Source organism: Niallia endozanthoxylica (assembly GCF_008710145.1).
GTDB lineage: Bacteria > Bacillota > Bacilli > Bacillales > Cytobacillaceae > Bacillus_BD > Bacillus_BD endozanthoxylica.
The window spans coordinates 57,817-79,499 of the sequence record NZ_VYKL01000007.1 but is presented as its reverse complement, the minus strand read 5'-3'; the positions used below and the strand labels follow the sequence as shown (position 1 = coordinate 79,499).

Below are 21,683 nucleotides of genomic sequence, written 5' to 3'. Positions count from 1 at the left end.
AAAATGGCAAAACAAGAATTAAGCAGAGGGTTGTCGAGTCGTCATATTCAAATGATTGCACTAGGCGGCACAATTGGTGTTGGTTTATTTATGGGTTCAGCCAGCACCATTAAATGGACTGGTCCATCTGTCATGTTGGCTTATGGAGTAGCAGGTATCTTTATCTTTTTCATTATGCGTGCCATGGGAGAAATGTTGTATGTTGAACCAAGTACAGGTTCCTTTGCAACATTTGGCTATAAATATATTCATCCGCTAGCCGGATATTTAACAGCTTGGAGTAACTGGTTCCAGTGGGTAATTGTAGGGATGGCAGAAATCATCGCAGTCGGAACATATATGAACTATTGGTTCCCGGATCTTCCTGCGTGGATTCCAGGCTTAATTGCGATGGTTATACTTGCAGCCGCAAACCTAGTATCTGTTAAATCATTTGGTGAATTTGAATTTTGGTTTGCTCTTATTAAAATTGTAACGATTGTATTAATGATTGTAGCTGGATTGGGACTTATTTTCTTCGGACTTGGCAACGGAGGCAATGCAATTGGATTATCAAATCTTTGGTCACACGGAGGTTTCTTTGCTGGCGGCTTTAAAGGCTTCTTCTTCGCATTAGCGCTTGTTATCGGTGCCTATCAAGGTGTAGAATTAGTCGGTATTACAGCTGGTGAAGCAAAAAACCCCCAAACCACTTTAACAAAGGCGATTAACAGCTTAATTGGACGTATTTTAATTTTCTATATTGGCGCCATCTTTGTTATCGTAACGGTTTATCCTTGGGATGAATTAACAGCCATCGGCAGCCCGTTCGTGGCTACTTTTGCAAAAGTAGGTATTACAGCAGCAGCCGGAATTATTAATTTCGTTGTTATCACAGCGGCCATGTCAGGCTGCAACAGCGGTATCTACAGTGCAGGACGTATGCTTTACACATTAGGAGTAAACGGACAGGCCCCTAAATTCTTTACAAAAGTAACAAAACATGGTGTACCTCTAGTTGGAACAATGGGTGTCGTAATCGGTTTAGCAGTCGGCGTATTCTTAAGCTATATTGCTCCAGAAAATATTTTCGTATATGTGTACTCTGCCAGCGTACTGCCAGGTATGGTTCCATGGTTTGTTATTCTAATCAGCCAAATTAATTTCAGAAAATCAAAAGGTGCTGCAATGGACAGCCATCCATTCAAAATGCCATTCGCACCTGTTACAAACTATTTAACGATTGCATTTCTTGTCATGGTACTAATCGGCATGTGGTTCAACGACGAAACACGCATATCACTAATTGCAGGCTTCGTCTTCCTAGGCCTAATAACAGCAAGCTTTTACGCATTCGGAATCAACAAAAAAGTACCCGCAGAACTTGATAAAGAAGATAAAATAGCCTAATTAGAAGGTTTCCCCTTCCAAAATGACTAGTTAATATATGACTAAATCAACCATAAATAGGGCCGGTTCCTTTGTTTCTAAAGCTGGAGGCAAAAGAACCGGCCCTATACCTTTTCTAATTATTTCTTCCTCAAATAAATGGTATATTCTAATTTTTTTAAACATCAAATAAAATATTCCTAATAATCTCGCAATTTTACTATTATAATAGAAGTAGATAAGGAAAAATACTTAAAGGAGTGAGTAAATCATTTTGCGCAAATGGGTTTTACTGTTCGTTATATCAGTCCTTTCATTTAGTAGTATGGGTGTAAGTACTATGGCTGCAACGTTTTCAGATTTACCTGTCAGTCACCGATTTTATGGAGAAATGATGTATCTAGAAAATAATAAGATTATTACCGGCTTTCCAGATAACACGTTCCGGCCTGAAGCAGAGGTTACACGGGCTGAAGCAGCAATCATTATTGGGCGAACACTGCAATTAAATGGCGAGCAGCGAAACACGATGTTCTCCGACGTTAGTGCCGAACAAATAGCCAGCGGTTATATTGCATCAGCCGCGGATGCAGGAGTAATCAAAGGCTTTCCAGACGGGTCTTTTCGTCCACATCACATCATCACTCGCGAACAAGCCGCTATTTTAATTTCAAGGACCTTTAACCTTACAGAAGAATCGGAAATTCCTTTTACAGACATCTCACCATCTATGGAAAGTTACTTACATATTAAAAGAATGATTACAGAAAACCTCACTCAAGGATATCCAGATAACACATTCCGGCCACAGTTAAAAGTAACCCGCGCCCAGTTTTCGACATTTATAGCCCGTGCATTAAATGATGATTTCAAGGTGGATTTGCCGCTTATTTTCCTAAAAGATCCACTTCATGTTTATCATTACCACTATAAAGATGGAGGCAATGTTCGCTTTGTCTTCCAGAATGAAGACAATGAAAACTGGAATCTATGGCATGTCTACCAGGAGGATGGAACATCGTATTCCATTGTGGAAAGACAGGACAGCGAAGGCTATAAATTCGGCTACCCCTTCTCTGAATACTCATTAGAGGTCGCTAACCCGGTTGAAGTTGGACATACATGGGACGGCTATGGGGAAATGCCGGATTATTATAAAATAACAGCCGACTCACTCACCATCACAACACCTGCTGGGACATTCGAAAACGTTGTAGAAGTAACCACAACAGATGGATATGTCCGTTATTTTGCACCGATGACAGGGCTGATCAAAGCGACCAAGGACGGAGAAACCATTGCAGAGCTGATGAAAATAGAATAAGAATGGTTTAGGTTTATGGGACGGTTTTCCAGCTTTCGACAACAGCTAGAAACCGTCACCTTCCCTTTCATCTCAAGCTTACTTTTTAACACTGATAGTATTTTCCAATGAAGTGCCCAATCGATCTCGGTTGGGCACTTTTATCTTTTACTCTAAATGAATCTAAGCCCCAGTCTATGAGGAAAGCAGGATGAGAACCTTCCCTTCGCTTCAAAAATTGCTTCTATTCTTTTCCCATTCTTTCATACATTTTAAATAAAATCGTTTTTTCAGGGAGGGGCTTTGGGTTGGGGTATTATGTGAAAGTTGAGCGTAATGTGAATATTTATATGGAGGATTTGAACCCGAAAGGAAGCAGGACCATTGTGTTTGTTCATGGGTGGCCGTTGAATCATCGTCTGTTTGAGTATCAATTGAATGTACTCCCTGAATTGGGATTTAGGTGCATCGGAATTGACTTGAGGGGATTTGGAAAATCGGATAAGCCGTGGCATGGGTATGATTACAACCGGATGGCAGATGATATATGGATGGTCATTCGAACACTGCAATTACAGAACATCACGCTAGTCGGCCATTCTATGGCAGGCGCTATCTCGATTCGATACATGGCACGCTACAATGGATTTGGTGTTTTCAAACTGGTCCTTGTAGATGCTGCGGCACCGACCGGTTTTACAGAAGAAACAGCGTCCCAGCTCTTTACCAAGGCCAGCAATGATCGTCCCAATATGCTCGAGGATGTGGCAGATATTTTTTTCTATAAAAACACAACAAGTCCCTTCACAGAATGGTTTATCGACTTGGGCTTAGAAGCAGCCAGTTGGTCTACCCTGAAAACCATTATCTCTCTAAAAGATGAAAATGTAGCACCGGACCTAGCGCATATATCTGTCCCCACTCTCATCATTCATGGAATTCATGATCAGGTTATCCCATTTTCTCAGTCACAGCTGTTACACCAATCCATTCGAAATTCCCATGTCCTCCCCTTCAAATACAGCGGACATGGCCCTGTTTGGGAAGAAAAAGACAAATTTAATAAAGCGCTTGTTGCCTTTATTGGCTGATACCTAGAACCATTCATCTGGAAACAAGCGGCCTAATTCTATTAGAAAGGAGTCCCATTTCTAATAACTTCAAAATCAAGTTCTATTCCTTCCCAATCAATTTTTACTCTAATAAATAGTCGACCAAGAATGTTAAAGCTTCAAAAAAGGGACAGTTTAGTGCTGCCCCTTTTTTATTTACTTATTTTGTTCATTCAGCCCTTTTAATGCCACTTTTTCAAATCCATTTCCTCTTTCTTCAGCAAATTCTACATCTACTTTTGGAAGAGCATTATTCCGTTTCGCTTTGTTGTTCTTATTTTTAGCCATACTTCCACCACCCCTTTTCGTTATTCATTCAAGGATGCCAACAAAGTAAATACACTATTGTAGGATATCAGTTCCGTTATAAGCACCCACTTGTTTAGTTTGCATTCTTTTTTCTATGATATGCGATTTGATTTACAATCCCTTTATTAAAAGGCTCTTTCCTCATAACAAAAGGAGAGAAAACCGTTGCCGGCTTCCTCTCCTTTGAATTCCCATAAATTTCTTATCACTTAATGCTCTCTGCAAGATTTTGACCATGTTCGTTTGTTGTATAAACAACGGTCAATTCTTGTCCATCTTCCATATCTGCAAGTTTTGCTCCCATTTCTTCATCATAAAATTGGAAGGCCATAACTCCCTCAGGTACTTCATTCGTCTTCAACTCAAATGTATGAGGGTCAGCTAAACCGCCAAACGTTCCCTTTACAGTCTGCACGTTTGCGTCTTCATCGTCTCCTCCAACTGATTCATTATCAGTACCCGGTTCCACTTCTGTCGGTTCTTCGTCCGTTACCTGCTCGTCAGTATCCGTTGGTTCCTCTGAATCATCTTGTTCATCCTTACCAGGCTCTTCCGTTTCACCTGTCTCTTGAACTTCACCACTTGATTCTTCATCAGCAGGATTCGCAGTTTCCTCCTTAGCCGGTGCACAAGCAGCTGCCATTGTCATAATAGCCATAATCAGCAAGGCAAGAAATACAAATCTCCAATTTTTTTTCATGGTACATACCCCCTTATCTTTTTATAACATATTTGCCCAAAAAAATGTTGAAATATGTGGAAATGTGTAGAAAAGTTCGTCAAAAAACACAAATTCGTACTTTTGCCGCAAATAGCAAATAAGGCTGGAGGTACAAGAAACCTCCGGCCATTTTACGATTTATGAAAGAAACTGGTTTCCTCTGTTATTATCGGTCCTGATAATTATAAATCTTCCATTTACCACTTAACGAGTCTTTCTTCAGATGATATACTCCATTGTCCATTCGGCTAGTAAAGTCTTCATTAAGTTCCGGCTGAGATGGAATCTTTGCTTGAACGGTGACAGCGATGCCAGATGCTTGAACTTTTGCAAAACGGTCAGATTTTTCCAAGATCTTAAATTCTAGGTTCTCATCATCGATTTGGATGGTAATCTCTGCTTCATCTACTGCGGGATAAAACCAGTCAAAGGGCTTCGGGTCTCCCCCGCCTGCTTGATAGAACCCTGTTCCGTATTCTGCCCCTAAGGCAGACAGCTCTGCAAATTGATTAGTTTCTACCAGCTTATTTTCACGGGTAATGTACTCTCTTAGAACAGCTATAAGGTCAGAATCCTCCGGCACACTCGACTGTTCGAGCTTAAATGCCCGATGCAGCATAACAAACGCTTCCGCTCTAGTAGCAAATTTGTATGGACTAAAGGTAATTCCATGCCCATTCACAATATTTACGGAAGAGGCCTTTCGAATAAATTCTTCTGCCCAGTTTTCATGATCTACATCTGCAAACACTTTTACATTTGTGCTTGGGAAAGGCACTGTTTTTTCAAAAGCCAACACAAGCATCTTAGTAATTTCCGCACGAGTAATAGGATGATTAGGATAAAAAAGACCGTTATGCCCGTCGATGAACCCTGCACTTGCCGCAATACTGATTGCATCAGCGTACCACTCATCCTGTTTTACATCTGAAAAATTCTTTGTCCTACCTTCATTTGATAACCCTAACGCAGTGACAATCATTTGTACAAATTGAGCGCGGGTAATCGGTTCGTCCGGCTTCACATGGATTCGGCCATCAGCATCCGCGAAACCATCCATTACACCGGCATAAAGAAGATTCTCCATTTCCTCATAGGCCCAATGCTTATAGATTCCTTCATCATGAAATTCATAGAAATTGATTGTTTTCTCCTCCTCTGCCAACGCTATTTGAAACGGGAGTAAAGCAACTAACAAAACAAGAAATAACATTTTCACTGTTTTCATGCTTGTTCACCCCTCAAAAGTACTCATCATTCGATGACAGCCATGTTGATAGAAAATGATTATTTTAAATATTCGATAAATTTCTCCTATTTCCTCCATAAATGAGCCATACTTACAAAAAAGAGCTAGGTCGGCTTGTACGCAAAATCCCTGATTATTAAAATTCATCATATAGTCACATATTATATAAAGGAAGTATTTTATAGTTCTTATCTATTCGCTTATGATAAATACAAAAACACACTTTATGTAAGGTACCGGAAATGAGGAAAAGTGTATGGAGAGACGAACCCCTTCCATTCGAGGCATCATTAGTATATCTTTTATCTTCCTGATGGTTAGTACTTTAATTACTATTGGCTTTATTATTTTCTCAAATTGGAACGCGTCTTCGGAAAGAATAATAGAAAAGATAGAAAAAAGTACGAGTAAAAACATCCTCAATGAAATTGACGAACTAATCGACGTTCCGTCGGAAATGAACGAATTAAACCAGCATATTGTCGCGGATAACATCATCGATTTCTCCAATAAATCGAAACGCGAAGCCTTTTTTTCTAATATTGTCCAATCAAGCAGCGAAGAAATTTACAGTTTTAGCTATGGATTGGAAAACGGAGACTATTACGGAGCCCGCCGAAACGCCAATAATGAAATCGAGCTCTATAAAAGTACAGCTGAGACAAATCATCACTCTATCTATTACACTGTTACAAATAACTTGACAGAGGGTGTGTTTGTCGAGGACTTTGGCCAGTTTGATCCACGGACAAGGGTTTGGTATACCATGGCCAAGCAATCTGGGAAACCCATTTATTCTCCGTTATACAAGCATTTTGTCAAGGATGATCTTGTTCTGACTTCAGCTTTCCCCATTTATCGGAAAGACGGGCAGCTTCAAGGCGTACTTGGCACACACATCACACTTTCAAGTCTAAATACATTTCTAAAGGATATCGTGTCAGACCGAATGGCAACGGCCTATGTAGTTGAGAAAAGCAACGGGGACTTGGTAGCCAATTCATTAGAAGGTCCTAATTTTGAAAAACAGGCCGATGGAACATATAAACGTATCTCAATTGATTCAATAAAAGACAAATCCATAACAGATGCTTATCACCATTATATAACAACTAACGAAGATAAAATGATCAAGAAAACGGATAATGGCGGTCTTCATATTAAACTAACAGAATATAAACGTGACGGCATCAATTGGCTGATTATTACGGCCATTCCTGACTATCAACTAACAGCAGATATTTATAATAGCATCCAAACGGCTATCCTCTTATCGATTGTTGCTTTGCTATTATCTATCGCAATCTATAAGAAAAGTACCGATTATATCTTAAAACCCATTCATCACTTAATCGGTGCTGCAGAAAATTATTCAAAAGGAAATTTACAGCAAAGAGCCAACGTCTATAAACATGATGAAATTGGCATGCTGGCAAAATCCTTTAATAATATGGCAGATGAATTAAATAAACATATTTATCATTTAGAGGAAAAGGTAAAAGAGAGAACGGCAGAAATTGAAAAGACCAATCTTGAATTAAACCTTGCAAAACTAGAAGCAGACAAGGCCAACGAGGCTAAAAGCGAGTTTCTCGCCAATATGAGTCATGAAATTCGTACGCCGTTAAATGCCATTATCGGTTTTAGCGAGCTCCTGCAAAATACCGTTGAGAATGAAAAACATAAAAGCTATATTAAAACCATTAACACAGCTGGAAATAGTTTGCTTATGATTATTAATGATATTCTAGACCTTTCTAAAATTGAAGCAGGAAAAATAGAACTGCATACAAAACCAGTTAAACTACCGAATATCTTTTATGAAATAGAAAACATCTTCAGGCAGAATGTACAAGAAAAGGGAATTGATTTATTCATCAACATGAAGGGAGACATTCCTGAGCTTATCTTATTTGACGAAGTAAGAATCCGCCAGATTCTTTTAAATTTAGCTGGTAATGCGGTTAAGTTTACAGAAAAAGGCTATGTGAGGCTTTCCATGCAAGTAAGCCCTTCAACAGCGGACGATATTAGTTGTATCGATGTCCAGATTTCTGTTGAAGATACAGGCATCGGCATTCCTGATAATCAAATAGAAAGTATATTTGAATCCTTCACACAGGTTTCAGGCCAAAGCAGCAAAAAATATGGCGGTACAGGCTTAGGACTTGCCATTACGAAGAAATTAGTTGAGATGATGAATGGAAGAATTACGCTTGAAACCGAAGTCGGCAAAGGCAGCGTGTTCACTGTGACTTTTACCAATGTACAAATTGCTGCCACTGAAGCACTTGCAGAAAAACGAGATACCACTTACCTGCTAAAATATCAATTTTCCAATGAAACCATCCTGGTTGTAGACGATATCGAGACCAACCGTTTCTTGTTAAAAGAGTTGCTCTCGAAAGCAGGATTGCGTGTCCTGCTTGCTGAAAATGGACTTGAGGCAATCAGAATCTGTTCGAAGGTAAAGCCCGACTTGATTATTACGGACCTTGTAATGCCAGTCATGGATGGATTTGAAGCTTCTGCTAAACTAAAAGCACAGCCTGAAACAAAAGACATTCCCATTATTGCTTTAAGCGCATCCACATCCGAAGGAGTGCCAGAGGGAAGTGGGTTTGATGATTATTTGCTAAAGCCTGTCCATTCAGAGCTGCTACTGGGCAAGCTGGTGCAATTTTTATATAAGAAGGATCTATCGGAACCTTCCTTCATTAATGGAGATAAGATTAAAGACACTCCTCTTGCACCTGAAGTATTGGAAGAAATGAGAAATCAGCTGCTTCCAACCGTAAAAAAATTAGAAACATCTATCATCATTAGCAATGTAAAAAACTTAGCAAATGAGTTCATCACATTTGGTCAAAAACATCACTCTCATTTATGGATAACCGAAGGTAAAGAACTAATGAACTATGTAGATTGCTACGATATAGTTAAAATTAAGTGGAAACTAAAACAGATTGAAAAAATATTAACAGAGGGTCTACCGGATGAAGAATAAAAACAAAGATTTAGTACTAATTGTCGATGACAACCCCAATAACATACAAGTATTAGCGACGATTATGGCGAATCATGGGTATGAGTTAGGTATTGCCCAGAATGCACAAGAGGTCTATCAATTTCTTAAAGAACATACCCCAGATTTAATTTTGTTAGATGTAGAGATGCCTGATATCGATGGATATGAAGTATGCGCAACTATTAAAGCAGACCCGCGATATCAGAATATCCCTGTAATCTTTTTGACAGTAAAAAACGAGCTTGAGGACATTGTCAAAGGCTTTGACTTAGGGGCCGTTGATTATATGACGAAGCCCTTTCACCGAAAAGAATTAATTTCAAGGGTAAAAACCCATCTTTCACTCAAACATTCCAAGGACGAACTTACGAAGAAAAATCAAGAGCTCGAAAAAGCTTTAGAGGTGCAAAAACAACTAGAAGAAGAAAAAGATCAGCTAACGTCGGAGTTAATCTATCATAGGAATATGCTTGAAGATACAGTAGAAATGCGTACAAAAGAACTAGCTGCTGCCAATAAAAGAATTATGAATATCGTAGAAAGCATTACGCACGGCTTTGTTGCGTTAGACAAAGAGTGGAAATACATTTATGTGAACAATCACCCCTATTTTCCTGATAAGTTAGCAGCAAGTGATTTACTTGGTAAGAAAATATGGGATGTTTTCCCGAAACTAGAGGATTCCGATTGGGGCAAGGAATATCTCCGGGCAATGGAAGAACGGGTTCCCGTTCATTTTGAAGCGATTTTTCCATATGATGATGCATGGTACGAAATCACCGTTTATCCGTTCGATGACGGAATCTGCAGTTTTTTCAGGGATATAACAGAAAAGAAAAAATATGAGTATGAAATGAAACGTTTATCAGGGCTTGATTTAATCGGGCAAATGGCTGCAGGAATCAGTCATGAAATTCGAAATCCCATGACAACTGTAAGAGGGTTTCTTCAACTGTTAAGCAGCAATGAGGAATGTACGAAATTTCATCATTATTTTAGTTTGATGATTGACGAGCTTGACCGGGCCAATTTAATTATCACCGAATTTCTCTCAATGGGAAATACAAGGTCAGCCGGTTTACTGCAATGGGATTTAAATTCAATCATTCAGGATATGGCTCCATTACTTCAGGCGGACGCTTCTAATCAGGATAAACAGGTTAAGCTGGAATTGTCGGACATTCCTAGTCTAATGGTCAACCGGAATGAAATTCGTCAGCTTATCCTGAACCTTTACCGAAATGGCTTAGAGGCCATGAGTCCGGGAAAGGTTATAACCATCGCCACATTCAAAGAAGAGAGTTATGTAGTCCTTTCCGTTAGCGATCAAGGCGGAGGAATTAAACCCGAAGTATTGGAAAAAATCGGGACTCCTTTCTTCTCGACAAAAGATAACGGAACCGGTCTCGGGCTCGGTGTATGCTACGGCATCGCAGCCCGGCACAAAGCCAAAATTGAAATCCAAACAGGCCCAGAAGGCACAACCTTCCTGGTTAAATTTGAAGTTTAAAAGTAAAAAAGTGTCAGGCACCGCAGATGGACAAATTTGAACATTTGTCTTTTTACGGTGCCTGACACTTTTATTGACATTTTTATCTTCCCAAAGCCGCTTCTAATGCAGCAACTTCTTCTGGTGAAAAACGAGAATAGGCCATCTGGATTGCCATTTTTTCCTGTTCAGGTGTTAAACCTTTTGCAGAAGCACGGTTATAAAGAGCAATTTCCTCCGCGGTAAAACGGCTGAAACCGAATGCTATAGCTTCTTCCCGTGTGGCAAAATGCAAACCGCCTGCAGCCGGCTGCGATGGAGCAGGAGCAGCATTCTCTGCCGGCGTATTGCCTGTTGCAGGTGTTTCTGCTTCCGTTGCTGGAGCTGGAGTGTTCACAGCCTCCCCTGTTTCAACATTTCCTTCGACGGATGGAGCCGCTCCATTAACAGCAGTCTCTTCCGCTTGACTACCCTCCGCCAAAGAAGTATCACTTTTTTCGGACCCGTCCTCCGCTTCTTTTTCCTCTTCAGCTTCCTTTGCCTTTTTCTCTTTCATCTCATTTTTTGCAATGGTATTCTGCTCTTCTACTTTACTGTTATAATCAACTGCTAGAAAAGCAACAATTGCCACAAGCACGATGCTTACAATCGCAATAATCTTATTTCTCAATTTCAATTGAAACGCCTCCCTAATCATGGAGAGGATACAAAAGTACCAATCTCCCGCTAACTCTATCATATATTTCAAGTAAATCTATCGTCAATGGGAGATTGTGTTATCTCTAATAGAATAATAGTGTCAGGCACCATAGATGGACAAATAATCTACATTTGTCCATCTATGGTGCCTGACACTATTTTTACGGATTACATCCTCTTTCGCAGCATTCGATGTGCTACGAGGATGACAATGAGATTGAAGATAAGCACAAAAGGCGAATAAATGACATACGCAACAAATAACCAACCTGCTGTAGCTTCGGCAACATCAGGAAACATGGCAATCTGCATAAAAATAAAGCCAACTAAAAGGATGGTTTGGACAAGAGCCAATAAGATGAAATTTCCGATACTCTTTAACACAATGGCTTTGTTTGATTGTATAATCTTCTTTTGTAAAAATACACTTAAGACCAGAGGCAAGATAGCAAAACCTAGTAATAAAATGATTTCTGTCATTATCTTCCTCCCTCTTTTATAAATGCTTATACAAGGTTTAAGAACGTACAACATTCTTTGGCTTTTTAGCTATAAATGCCTTTATATTGTCAACTGCCATATCCAAAAGACGGCTGCGAGCTTCCTTCGTAGCCCAGGATATATGCGGCGTGATGAGACAATTCTTCGCTTGAAGCAACGGGTTGCTATCCTCCGGAGGCTCTACAGCTAATACGTCCAAACCGGCACCGCCTATCGCTCCTGTATTGAGCGCTTCCGCTAAATCTTTATTGTTGATTAACTTGCCGCGCGATGTGTTGATAATAATAGCAGACCGTTTCATCAGTGATAAGTTTTCGGAATTAATCATCCCTTCCGTTTCTCGCGTCAATGGACAGTGTAGGCTGACTACATCGGATAATCTCATTAATTCATTTAAATCACACCACCGAAAATTGGGTAAATCCATTTCACGAGGATTCCTGCCATATGCCAAAATACGCATACCAAACGCCGAAGCAATCCGTGCGGTTTGAAGCCCAATGCTCCCTAAACCGACGATACCCATCGTCTTTCCAGCCAATTCAACAAGCGGATAATTCCAGAAACACCAATCAGAATTCTTTCCCCACTGCCCTTCCATCACCGCGTCACTGTGGCGCTGAACACGATGGCAATGTTCTAAGAGCAGCGCAAATACCATTTGGGCCACTGACTCCGTCCCGTAAGCCGGAATATTAGTGACAACGATTCCCCGCTCTTCTGCCGCTTGAATATCAACCACATCGAAACCTGTGGCCAGTACTCCAATATACTTGAGTTTAGGCAAAAGATTGAGCGTAGCTCTGCTTAGCGGAGTTTTATTCGTTAAAATGATTTCAGCATTTACAGCCCTTTCCACGATAAGCTCCATAGACGTCCGATCGTAGATAGCCGTTTCTCCAAGCTTCATCAATTCACTCCAGCTTAAATCACCAGGATTTAATGTATATCCATCCAACACACAAATATTCATACAGAATAAATTCCTTTCTATCATTTCCTATTTCCATCACTACCCATCCTAATTATAATAAAATTTCACCATAGCTCATACATGCAAAATAGCGCAATTCATATTCTCAAATTGCGCGTAAAAAAATGATAGTGAAATGGATAAGTCCACCGCATTAATTCTTTATTAATAGGTCACGATCATCTGCCTGTGGAGGTTCCTCCAGCCATCCGTGTTTAATCATAATATTGGCCCCATCTTCGGCATAGAGTGAAATTTCAGGGATTAATGAAGCATATTTCACTCCTAAATCTCTTCTTGGACTTGCCGCCATTGCCATTCCATAATTTCCAATCCCTGCAGCAATCATCGCTGATACATGAAACATGATAAGTTTATCCGAAAAGACTTTTTCTGTTGTATCTGTAATGGCTGAATCCCAGCTCATAGGGGCAGGCAAATCTTCCTTTATTAAAAGGTCACTAAATATATCTACATGTTTTTGGGCCATTTGTTTCCCTCTTACCATATATTGTTTGACTTCATCGTTTTGAGCAATCTGAGCAAACCCCGTAATCAGTGCTTTCCCAATCGAGTTAGTCTGAACATTTAAAAACAAATGAGTGACTTCTATTGATGTAACAGATCTCTTCTTCCCCAAAAAACCAGCTAAAAACTGTTGTTTTTCTACAAAATCCACCTTGTCAGGAGTCGAAATAAAAGGAGGTCTTACATAGGTCCCTTGTTTGACCATTAAATCGCGTGTTTTATCTTGCAATTCAACCCCTATCTTTAACACACGCTTATGAAAATCAACCACATCTGGACGTGTAACCAATCCTAGAGCTCCACTGCTAGCCGCCATAGCGAGAATAGACATTTGTCGTAAATACATTAAAACAAATGTGTCTGAAAAAAGTTTTGGAGCTTTCGGATTTACGTCTTGCTCCGTAAATCCAATGGGCACTGGAAAATCTTCTTTTTGAAACAGTTCCTGCATGATGGACATATTCTCTTTTGACGTATCGAGTGTCCATTCAATAATAGGTCGTACCTCTTCATCCTCTACTTTTTCTAAAAAATAGCTATTTACACAAAAAGATAATGTATCATTTATGTACTGGGTCCATAAAAAAGACATTTCTGCAGCAGTTAAACGAATATTAGTTTTATCATTCATTACAGCAACCTCCTATCGATCTGTCCTGTTTAGAATAATATTCCCAAAATCTGTAACAAATATAGTTTCAGAAAAAAAGAAAAAGGGGTTGAAACAGCCCCTTCACATCTAGTCGATTATATATCAAATATCAATTGTTTATTTAGTAAGATTGAACGCAATTTCTTCCTTCGTTTTTCGCCTTGTATAAAGCCTTATCGGCCTTTGAAACAAGATCCATATAAGAAGTATATACTGTCGGTATGATGCTTGCGGTTCCTACACTAATAGTGACCCAAGGAAGAATTTTTGAACCCGCGTGGGGGATTTTCAATTTTTCAATTGAATACCGAATTTTTTCTCCTACTATCTTTGCTCCAACTTCTTTTGTATCTGGTAAAATCACACAAAACTCTTCCCCGCCGTAGCGGCAAAGAAGGTCTGTAGAGCGCCCCAGTGTTTCTTTAATAACTGAGGCAATCTGTTGTAAGCAGCCATCTCCGCCTTGATGTCCATACGTATCGTTATACGCTTTGAAATAATCAATATCCAACATAATCAATGACAGGGAAGAAGAATTTCGGCGTCCGCGATTCCATTCCAATTCCATTCTCTCGTCAAATGCACGACGATTAGACACACCAGTCAGTCCATCAATTGTCGACAGCCTCTGTAAGATTTCATTTGCTTCTTGAAGCTTTTGTTCAGACAACTTTCTTTCATTAATATTACGCGAAACGGCAATGAGCTTTTGTTCACCCGAATGACTTTCATCTAATAGCTTACATGCACACTCAAGCCAAATATATTCACCGTCCTTCCCCCGGAAACGGTAAGGGATGACAGTATAACCTGTATCAAATAACGTTTGAAGCTTTTCTGCCACGATATTTTGATCATCTGGATGTACAAAGAGCGACGCATCTTTCCCTACTAATTCTGCCTCATCATATTGCAGAATTTCCTTGCATGCAGGGGAAATATAAATGAAATGACTATTCACATCGTGCAGCGTAATCAAATCGCTTGAGTATTCAGCAAGCAGACGAAATCTCTCTTCACTTGCTTTTAATTCCTCTTCGTATTCCTTACGCTTGGTTATGTCATTCGATGTACCCAATGTACCTATAATCTCGCCCTGATTATTTAAAGCGATTCGAGTATACACCTCAATCCAGCAGTATCCTTTCTCTTTTGTTAGATATCGAACTTCTACTCGAAAATACTCTTGTTTTCCCTGTATTAGCGACTGAAATTGCTCGATATATTGTTCACGATCTTCCTCATATACATAATCATAAAAATAATGTCCCATACTTTCATCAATCGTATAACCTGTGATTTTCTCCCAGGCTGGATTTAAGAATGTCCATTGCCCCTCTGAATCTGTTTGAAAGATGACTTCTTTCACATTTTCAACGACCGAACGGTATTGTTCTTGGGATTGATTCAGCTTCCGCTCTATTTCTTTTCTTTTCGTAATGTCATGAATAATCACTTGAAAAGCAGGCTTATCCATATACACAATCGGAGTAGCAATTACTTCGACATCGATAACAGAACCATCAAAGAGTACGTATTTTTGTTCTAATACTCCAACAGGTATATTCTGTTCTAACAGTTCAATTCTTTCCTTAACGATTTCATGATAATCCTTATGGATATATTTAATAATATGCTGGCCTATTATGTCGTCATCAGAAGTTGCCTTTAATAAACTTGAAAATTTAGGGTTTGCATAGGCAATTTTACCTTCCTGGTGAACAACAATGGCATTTGGAGAGGATTCAATCAATGCACGATAGCAATCCTCATTTTGATTGAATTCCTTTTCCATTCTCTTCCGTTGTGTAATGTCTTGAATCTGCGCGATTGTATACAATGGATTATTTTGATTATCCTTCGCCAGTGAAACACTTAATAATCCCCATACAATGCATCCGTTCTTGTGAATATAACGTTTGACTATTTCATAATAGTCTATTTCTCCCTTTAACAGCTTCTTGAGATTGCTGAGATCAAGTTCTAAGTCATCAGGATGGGTAATATTCTGAAATGTCATTTGTTTAAGCTCTTCTTGAGAGTATCCTAGACTATTAGATAAAGCAGGATTAACCATCAGCCATTTTCCATCCAGAGATACAATTGCCATTCCAATAGCAGAAAAATTGAAAGCGTTTATAAAAAAGTCATTTATTGAGAAATTATTCATTATCATTTTCTCCTAAATACATTTACAGTATATATAACATCTATTCTTTGTATCTTTAAAAATACAAATATTTTATTCTTAATAATAAAACTTTTCTTATTAAACGACAACCTGCTTTTTTGCTCCTCTAGCAGCAGGATGCCGTTTCTATCCATTTCATAAGAATAATACAAGTCACACTTCACATAAGGTAGATATAACTGTACAGATATTAGAAACGCTGTCCATACACGGTTATAAGTGTCCTCGAATCTGTGATTAGCTTCTTAAAAGGAGCGATTGCAATGAGAAGAAAAAACAAGCACCTGCAGCTCATTCAATTTCTAAGTCTCTCCCTGCTAATCTACATCCTTGTCAACGCCATGCAAAACATTAAAATCCATGTCGTCTACAGCTCAGGCCTCGGTCCCTTCTTTTTCATCGGTTTCGTTATCCTGCTTATTGTATTTCTTTATATGAAAGGATAGTCCAAGGATTGTGCAGGAAGAATCTCTTACCATTTTCAAGCAAGAGATCCTTCCTTTGTCGATACCAAAAATTATCCAAACACTCCCGATATATGATAATCTTAAATTATATTGAAAGGAGTGATTGTGATGGGGATAACTATTCCAGAAATTACCCTAAATGATGGAATTCATCTGCCTGTTGTGGGCCTGGGTACTTATTTACTGAAGGGAAATGCAGGGGTGAATTCCATGCTGACGGCGATTGATGCCGGCTATCGCTTAATTGATTCTGCTTATAACTATGAAAATGAAGGAACCGTAGGGGAAGCGGTTCGACGAAGTTCTGTTCCGCGGCAAGAATTGATTATTACCTCCAAATTGCCCGGCCGCTATCAAGAATATGACAAAGCAGTTACAACCATTCAAGAATCCTTATACCGTGCGAACTTAGATTATTATGATTTATATTTGATTCATTGGCCAAACCCTAATGTCAATACATATGTAGAAGCTTGGCAGGCGTTAATTGACGCAAAGAAATGGGGTCTTATCCGCTCAATTGGTGTGTGCAACTTTTTGCCGGAGCATATTGACCGTTTAGTTAAAGAAACCGGTGTGAAGCCAAGCGTCAACCAAATTGAACTGCATCCCTTCTTCAACCAGGAAGAAGCAAGAAAGTGGCATCAAGAAAATAATATTGCGATTGAATCTTGGAGTCCGCTCACTCGCGGCATTCGCGACATCCATATTGCCTCCATTCAAGAGATTGCCAACCGTCATAATAAAACCATTCCACAAGTGGTGTTACGCTGGCATTATCAACTGGGTGCGATTTCAATTCCAAAATCCGCCTCACCTGAACGTCAGCTCGAAAATATCTCCATCTTCGACTTTGAGCTAGATCAAACAGAAATGAGCATCATTTCAGGATTAACCCGCCCAGACGGTCGAATTAATAATCAAGACCCGGCTGTTTATGAGGAATTTTAATCTAGAATCATAACAAAGCGCACTCTCTATAGGAATAGTGCGCTCTTTTTATAAAATTACTCTATTACTATTACTGCAATATATAAGGGATGGCCATTCGGATATAATCTTCTGGTGCAATATCGCTGCTATTACGAAGCCAGTCTTGGGAGGCGCCATATAGGCCGGAGCTTAAGATGACAGCAGTAATTCTGAGGGCTTCATTCTGGTCTGAATGGTGTTGTTTGAGCAGCATTTTGTAGAAGATTACCTCGAGTTGTTCTTTAATGATGACTCCAATGGTCTCTTCGTAGCCGCGGTGACAGCGGTTGGACAGGGATTTTTGAAAGTTGGTAACGGCTAGGAACATGCTGACAATATTCTCTTCATTCAGTTCACTTTCTACCATTTCACTCTTTAAATTAATTAAAAGAACCTCAGATAACGCGTTTTCCAATAAATCATATTTATCTTCAAAATGATAGTAAAACGTCGCACGGTTTATTGTGGCTTCCGCCGTGATATCTTTGATAGTAATATCTTTAAAATCCTTTCTACTAGAAAGTTCAATAAAGGAATCCATAATTAACTTACGCGTACGAAGATAACGGGGGTCTGTTTTTGACTCTGTCATGGAAAACCTCTCTCCCTTCTATGTCTTTGGCTATGTTAACGAATCATGTTGATAGGTCAAATTTTTGACTCGTCCGTGAGAAATGTATATAAGTATGTATATACATTCTAGTTTCCTATTTTACACTAAATATTCAAAATGGTGGAATCACTTATTCAAATAGCCTCCTAGAAAGCAAATAAAAAAGGGAAGATTCCATTACTTCATATAGAAGCAATCAAACCTCCCCTCTGCTTAGATTCCGAAAAAAAGATTCTTCCTCTGTCTTCATGCTAGTTCTCTTATCAAAATTGCTTGATATTTTGCAATATATTCATCAAGCCGCTGACTTAAGGTTATCGTATTCGTGCTGGTAAGTCCTTCTTTCATACCAGTTCGGATCATTTCTTCACGTACAGTTGCAATAATATTTAATAGGTCATTCTTCTCATCATAATTAAATCTAAAAAACATAACAATGACCCCCTTTTTCAGAATATAGTAAAATTTTATTATAAATCACTCGATAAAACAGTGACTTTACTCACATATAGCAACCTATTAAATTCAAAATTTTTTGTGAACAAACGGTTACCTATTGCGCGATTATGAACATTTTTATTTCTTAGTACTATTTAACCATTTTTCTGGCAAAAAATCTATTGGTAATCATTGAACACTCAGAAAAAATAATGACCTTGTTCAAATACTTTCGAAAAGAATCATACAAAAAATTCTATATTCGACAGTTAGAAAAGGTTATATTAATAAAAAGGTATATTTTTATTTAAAGAAAGACAGGTGTGAACATGAGTAAGACAATTGGATTTGTTGGAGCAGGAAATATGGGAAAGGCTATGATGAATGGAATTCTTAAGGCGGGCATTGCTTCACCGCGGGAAATCGTCGTTTATGATGTGTATCCTCCTTCATTAGATGCTGTGCAAACAGAATTAGGTGTCAATACTGCTGCCAGTGAAAAGGAAGTTGTGCAAAAAGCGGATATCGTGATTTTGGCGGTTAAGCCAAATATGATTGCTGACGTCCTTACTACCATAAAAGAGGTCCTTTCAGAGGATAAGATCCTTGTATCAATCGCAGCTGGCGTTACGCTTGAGAGGTTAAGCGCTCATGTACCGGAAAAGACAAAAATTGTGCGTGTAATGCCGAATACACCGGCATTAGTGGGTGAAGGCATGTCTGCCCTTTCTTGCAATTCATTTGTGACGAAGGAAGAGCAACAGGAACTGTTAGCGATTTTCAACAGCTTCGGCGAAGCAGAAATCGTCGGTGACTACTTGATGGATGTTGTGACAGGCTTAAGCGGATCTGGTCCAGCATTTGTTTATATGTTTATTGAAGCATTGGCTGACGGAGCAGTTGCCGAAGGAATGTCAAGATCCAGCGCTTACAAATTTGCTGCGCAAACCGTGCTTGGCTCTGCTAAAGTGGTGCTAGAAACAGGCAAACATCCAGGCGAATTGAAAGACATGGTTTCCTCTCCAGGTGGAACAACCATTGCCGGTGTCAAGAGCCTAGAAAATGACCGCTTCCGTGCAGCCGTTATGAATGCTGTTGTGGCAGCTACAGAAAAAAGCAGAACATTGTAAGAAGCAGAGGGCCATTCCCCTGCTTCTTTTTCGCGTGATATCAAAACCACCTGCACTCTTAAACAAACGTTTGATTAAGAGTACAGGTGGTTTTGATTGGTTAATGAATATTTACTTTTATCATAGCAGAAAGCAATTAGAGATGGTTCCGATCTTCTAATCTTGCCTTCAAACGAACAAGTCTTGGTCTGTTAAACCGTTGAATTAAGCAAAATGGAATTTGAACAACCACATTCACAATTGAACAGATCATAGCCATTTGAGCAGAGTCACGCGGATTAACTAGGACACATGCAAATCCAAGTACCGCCATTCCAATATGACCGATTTCAGCTCGGTAAGTTTCAAGGATAAATCGATTCACATATTCTAAACTTAGCTCTTGTTTTAAATGATTTTTTTCGAAACTCCATACCTTTCCCCATTCTGGGAGCTTATCCTTCCATTTGACAAGATGTATCATACGATAGAAGCTCTTTTCAAATGAACGCTCCTTAAAAAGCCATTTCATTTTCTCATATATTGAACTTGGCAGCAGTTTGTGGACAACCCAAGCAGTCCCAAAGCAGCAGACTAACCAAAAGGTAGTATTAATCACAATCATCCATAACGTGAACAACGACATACCATTCCCCCAAAGCAAAACCTTTATGTCCCTCTGTATTTCTGCAGCTCTCTATGAATTCCTTCCAAATCTATTCAAATTCTTATAAAATTCTTATGATTCCCTTCTTATCATTATGAGAAAAATAAAAGGGCGACTCTCATAGAATCGCCGCCTTGCATCCTTTCTCTGTTCAGGAAATTATCGATTAGGAAGGATTTTTTCTTTAACGAGCCAGGCTGCTCCAGTTACTCCTGCTTGATTGCCTAGTGTGGCTGGGACAATTTCTGCCGCCTGAGCTACTCTTGGAAAGGCAAATGAGGTAAAATATCGTTTTAGCGGGACTAACAAGGTGTCACCTGCCTTTGATACGCCGCCGCCGATGACAATTTTTTCAGGATTTATGCCATTGGCTATATAGGAAAGCGCCAAGCCTAAATGATAGGCCACCTGTTCAATGACAGTGTTAGCAAGCTCATCACCTTGTTTCGCTGCATCAAAAACGTGTTTGGACGTTACCACATCAAATTCTCTTAATTTACTTGGCTGACCAGATGAAAGCTTCTCTACTGCCAAGCGAACAATTCCTGTTGCAGAGGCTATCGTTTCTAAGCAGCCTGTTTTCCCGCAATTACACGGGGCACCGTGGGCAGGAACAGAGGTGATATGACCAATTTCACCGCCGGCTCCATTTGCACCGTGAACAATTTCTCCATTGACGATAATTCCACCGCCAACACCCGTACCTAATGTGACACAGAGCAGGTTTTTAGCTCCTTTGCCGGCACCCTTCCACATTTCTCCGAGTGCCGCCACATTCGCATCATTTTCAACAGTTACCGGTAAGGACGTTTCACGCTCGAGAATTTCCTGAAGCGGAAAGTTCCTCCACCCTAGATTAACCCCGATCTCAACAGATCCGTCAGCCTCATTAACCGGCCCAGGAGCTCCAATGCCAACCCCAATTAACCTCTCTTTTGTTACCTCATATTCAGACAGCTTTTGATGAATCGAGCTTGCAATTGCTGCAGGAATATGACTTCCATTTTCCCTTTTGTCTGTGGGTATTTCCCAAGAGTAAAGTATATCGCCAGCAAGACTGATAAAAGCCATCTTAATCGTCGTTCCGCCTAGATCAACACCAACTAACCATTTTTCTTCCATCGTCTATTCCTCTTTTTCTATATATTTTTATCATAACTGTATGAATAAAATACTGAATAGCCTGTCGGGTATGTGTTCAAAAAAGAAGAACATGCTAAACACATCCCTCACAGGCATAGAGCACCACACTTTTGTTTCGCTCAGCCCAAACATAGGTCAAGCCGCCAACAAG

The 21,683-nt window shown here is 39.5% G+C and carries 19 protein-coding genes and 2 pseudogenes; 9 read left to right on the top strand and 12 right to left on the bottom strand.

Going from position 1 to position 21,683, the window contains the following annotated elements; all coding sequences use genetic code 11:
- Positions 1-3 precede the first annotated feature (3 nt).
- From F4V44_RS02880 to F4V44_RS02870, 3 genes are all read left to right on the top strand, one after another.
- The gene (locus F4V44_RS02880; protein ID WP_150438485.1) at positions 4-1,389 is read left to right on the top strand and encodes an amino acid permease; all 1,386 of its coding nucleotides are present in this window, start codon (positions 4-6) and stop codon (positions 1,387-1,389) included.
- A 319-nt stretch (positions 1,390-1,708) separates the two neighbouring features.
- A complete protein-coding gene (locus tag F4V44_RS02875; protein ID WP_191090537.1) occupies positions 1,709-2,692 on the top strand; it encodes an S-layer homology domain-containing protein in 984 nt (327 codons plus the stop codon).
- Between the two features lie 287 nt (positions 2,693-2,979).
- Positions 2,980-3,762, top strand: coding sequence for an alpha/beta fold hydrolase (locus tag F4V44_RS02870; protein WP_150438483.1), 783 nt, complete (start codon positions 2,980-2,982; stop codon positions 3,760-3,762).
- Between the two features lie 177 nt (positions 3,763-3,939).
- Here the strand turns inward: F4V44_RS02870 and F4V44_RS28100 are convergent, their stop codons facing one another.
- The 3 genes from F4V44_RS28100 to F4V44_RS02860 all read right to left on the bottom strand — a co-directional run bounded on the left by F4V44_RS28100 (position 3,940) and on the right by F4V44_RS02860 (position 6,041).
- A complete protein-coding gene (locus F4V44_RS28100; protein ID WP_263406652.1) occupies positions 3,940-4,071 on the bottom strand; it encodes a hypothetical protein in 132 nt (43 codons plus the stop codon).
- A gap of 226 nt (positions 4,072-4,297) precedes the next feature.
- On the bottom strand, positions 4,298-4,792 hold the full coding sequence (locus tag F4V44_RS02865) for a hypothetical protein (protein ID WP_150438482.1): 495 nt from the start codon (positions 4,790-4,792) through the stop codon (positions 4,298-4,300).
- Positions 4,793-4,979: 187 nt separating this feature from the next.
- Positions 4,980-6,041, bottom strand: coding sequence for an S-layer homology domain-containing protein (locus tag F4V44_RS02860; RefSeq protein WP_150438481.1), 1,062 nt, complete (start codon positions 6,039-6,041; stop codon positions 4,980-4,982).
- Between the two features lie 277 nt (positions 6,042-6,318).
- Between F4V44_RS02860 and F4V44_RS02855 the strand changes: the two genes are divergently transcribed.
- The 3 genes and pseudogenes from F4V44_RS02855 to F4V44_RS02850 all read left to right on the top strand — a co-directional run.
- The gene (locus tag F4V44_RS02855; protein ID WP_150438480.1) at positions 6,319-9,069 is read left to right on the top strand and encodes an ATP-binding protein; all 2,751 of its coding nucleotides are present in this window, start codon (positions 6,319-6,321) and stop codon (positions 9,067-9,069) included.
- Positions 9,059-9,409 (top strand): annotated as a pseudogene (locus tag F4V44_RS27745) (response regulator); the annotation flags it as partial. The gene F4V44_RS02855 and the pseudogene F4V44_RS27745, both read left to right, overlap by 11 nt.
- A 78-nt stretch (positions 9,410-9,487) precedes the next feature.
- Positions 9,488-10,600 (top strand): annotated as a pseudogene (locus F4V44_RS02850) (two-component system sensor histidine kinase NtrB); the annotation flags it as partial.
- Positions 10,601-10,682: 82 nt separating this feature from the next.
- Here F4V44_RS02850 and F4V44_RS02845 read toward each other — a convergent pair.
- The 5 genes from F4V44_RS02845 to F4V44_RS02825 all read right to left on the bottom strand — a co-directional run bounded on the left by F4V44_RS02845 (position 10,683) and on the right by F4V44_RS02825 (position 16,102).
- Positions 10,683-11,255 (bottom strand): hypothetical protein, encoded by a 573-nt coding sequence (locus tag F4V44_RS02845; RefSeq protein WP_150438479.1) that lies wholly within the window; start codon positions 11,253-11,255, stop codon positions 10,683-10,685.
- Between the two features lie 191 nt (positions 11,256-11,446).
- Positions 11,447-11,758 carry a hypothetical protein gene (locus F4V44_RS02840; RefSeq protein ID WP_150438478.1) on the bottom strand — a complete coding sequence of 104 codons (312 nt, stop codon included), beginning with the start codon at positions 11,756-11,758 and terminating at the stop codon, positions 11,447-11,449.
- Positions 11,759-11,795: 37 nt separating this feature from the next.
- Positions 11,796-12,752, bottom strand: coding sequence for a D-2-hydroxyacid dehydrogenase (locus F4V44_RS02835; RefSeq protein ID WP_150438477.1), 957 nt, complete (start codon positions 12,750-12,752; stop codon positions 11,796-11,798).
- 154 nt (positions 12,753-12,906) lie between these two features.
- Positions 12,907-13,911 (bottom strand): DUF3231 family protein, encoded by a 1,005-nt coding sequence (locus tag F4V44_RS02830; protein WP_150438476.1) that lies wholly within the window; start codon positions 13,909-13,911, stop codon positions 12,907-12,909.
- Between the two features lie 142 nt (positions 13,912-14,053).
- Positions 14,054-16,102 (bottom strand): PAS domain S-box protein, encoded by a 2,049-nt coding sequence (locus F4V44_RS02825; RefSeq protein ID WP_191090536.1) that lies wholly within the window; start codon positions 16,100-16,102, stop codon positions 14,054-14,056.
- A gap of 284 nt (positions 16,103-16,386) precedes the next feature.
- Between F4V44_RS02825 and F4V44_RS02820 the strand changes: the two genes are divergently transcribed.
- Positions 16,387-16,569, top strand: coding sequence for a hypothetical protein (locus F4V44_RS02820; RefSeq protein WP_150438474.1), 183 nt, complete (start codon positions 16,387-16,389; stop codon positions 16,567-16,569).
- A 129-nt stretch (positions 16,570-16,698) separates the two neighbouring features.
- Positions 16,699-17,541: an aldo/keto reductase gene (locus tag F4V44_RS02815; protein WP_150438473.1), complete on the top strand. Its 843-nt coding sequence runs from the start codon at positions 16,699-16,701 to the stop codon at positions 17,539-17,541.
- A 70-nt stretch (positions 17,542-17,611) separates the two neighbouring features.
- Here the strand turns inward: F4V44_RS02815 and F4V44_RS02810 are convergent, their stop codons facing one another.
- Both F4V44_RS02810 and F4V44_RS02805 read right to left on the bottom strand, forming a co-directional pair.
- Positions 17,612-18,154, bottom strand: a complete 543-nt coding sequence (locus F4V44_RS02810; RefSeq protein WP_150438472.1) for a TetR/AcrR family transcriptional regulator — start codon at positions 18,152-18,154, stop codon at positions 17,612-17,614.
- Between the two features lie 267 nt (positions 18,155-18,421).
- Complete coding sequence (locus F4V44_RS02805) at positions 18,422-18,607, bottom strand: aspartyl-phosphate phosphatase Spo0E family protein (protein ID WP_150438471.1); 186 nt, start codon at positions 18,605-18,607, stop codon at positions 18,422-18,424.
- 335 nt (positions 18,608-18,942) lie between these two features.
- Here F4V44_RS02805 and proC point away from each other — a divergent pair, with 335 nt between their 5' ends.
- The gene (gene proC / locus F4V44_RS02800; protein WP_150438470.1) at positions 18,943-19,743 is read left to right on the top strand and encodes a pyrroline-5-carboxylate reductase; all 801 of its coding nucleotides are present in this window, start codon (positions 18,943-18,945) and stop codon (positions 19,741-19,743) included.
- Between the two features lie 136 nt (positions 19,744-19,879).
- Here proC and F4V44_RS02795 read toward each other — a convergent pair whose 3' ends face one another.
- Together F4V44_RS02795 and F4V44_RS02790 are read right to left on the bottom strand one after the other, a co-directional pair.
- The gene (locus tag F4V44_RS02795) at positions 19,880-20,368 is read right to left on the bottom strand and encodes a glycosyl-4,4'-diaponeurosporenoate acyltransferase CrtO family protein (protein ID WP_150438469.1); all 489 of its coding nucleotides are present in this window, start codon (positions 20,366-20,368) and stop codon (positions 19,880-19,882) included.
- A gap of 180 nt (positions 20,369-20,548) precedes the next feature.
- On the bottom strand, positions 20,549-21,511 hold the full coding sequence (locus F4V44_RS02790; protein WP_150438468.1) for an ROK family glucokinase: 963 nt from the start codon (positions 21,509-21,511) through the stop codon (positions 20,549-20,551).
- Positions 21,512-21,683: the final 172 nt, after the last annotated feature.

Coding starts and splice junctions, on each gene's coding strand:
- F4V44_RS02795 (WP_150438469.1), bottom strand. CDS start 20,368: ATGTCGTTGTTCACGTTATGGATGATTGTGATTAATACTACCTTTTGG.
- F4V44_RS02855 (WP_150438480.1), top strand. CDS start 6,319: ATGGAGAGACGAACCCCTTCCATTCGAGGCATCATTAGTATATCTTTT.
- F4V44_RS02880 (WP_150438485.1), top strand. CDS start 4: ATGGCAAAACAAGAATTAAGCAGAGGGTTGTCGAGTCGTCATATTCAA.
- F4V44_RS02820 (WP_150438474.1), top strand. CDS start 16,387: ATGAGAAGAAAAAACAAGCACCTGCAGCTCATTCAATTTCTAAGTCTC.
- F4V44_RS02810 (WP_150438472.1), bottom strand. CDS start 18,154: ATGACAGAGTCAAAAACAGACCCCCGTTATCTTCGTACGCGTAAGTTA.
- F4V44_RS02805 (WP_150438471.1), bottom strand. CDS start 18,607: ATGTTTTTTAGATTTAATTATGATGAGAAGAATGACCTATTAAATATT.
- F4V44_RS02865 (WP_150438482.1), bottom strand. CDS start 4,792: ATGAAAAAAAATTGGAGATTTGTATTTCTTGCCTTGCTGATTATGGCT.
- F4V44_RS28100 (WP_263406652.1), bottom strand. CDS start 4,071: ATGGCTAAAAATAAGAACAACAAAGCGAAACGGAATAATGCTCTTCCA.
- F4V44_RS02830 (WP_150438476.1), bottom strand. CDS start 13,911: ATGAATGATAAAACTAATATTCGTTTAACTGCTGCAGAAATGTCTTTT.
- F4V44_RS02860 (WP_150438481.1), bottom strand. CDS start 6,041: ATGAAAACAGTGAAAATGTTATTTCTTGTTTTGTTAGTTGCTTTACTC.
- F4V44_RS02835 (WP_150438477.1), bottom strand. CDS start 12,752: ATGAATATTTGTGTGTTGGATGGATATACATTAAATCCTGGTGATTTA.
- F4V44_RS02790 (WP_150438468.1), bottom strand. CDS start 21,511: ATGGAAGAAAAATGGTTAGTTGGTGTTGATCTAGGCGGAACGACGATT.
- F4V44_RS02815 (WP_150438473.1), top strand. CDS start 16,699: ATGGGGATAACTATTCCAGAAATTACCCTAAATGATGGAATTCATCTG.
- F4V44_RS02825 (WP_191090536.1), bottom strand. CDS start 16,102: ATGAATAATTTCTCAATAAATGACTTTTTTATAAACGCTTTCAATTTT.
- F4V44_RS02875 (WP_191090537.1), top strand. CDS start 1,709: ATGGCTGCAACGTTTTCAGATTTACCTGTCAGTCACCGATTTTATGGA.
- F4V44_RS02840 (WP_150438478.1), bottom strand. CDS start 11,758: ATGACAGAAATCATTTTATTACTAGGTTTTGCTATCTTGCCTCTGGTC.
- proC (WP_150438470.1), top strand. CDS start 18,943: ATGAGTAAGACAATTGGATTTGTTGGAGCAGGAAATATGGGAAAGGCT.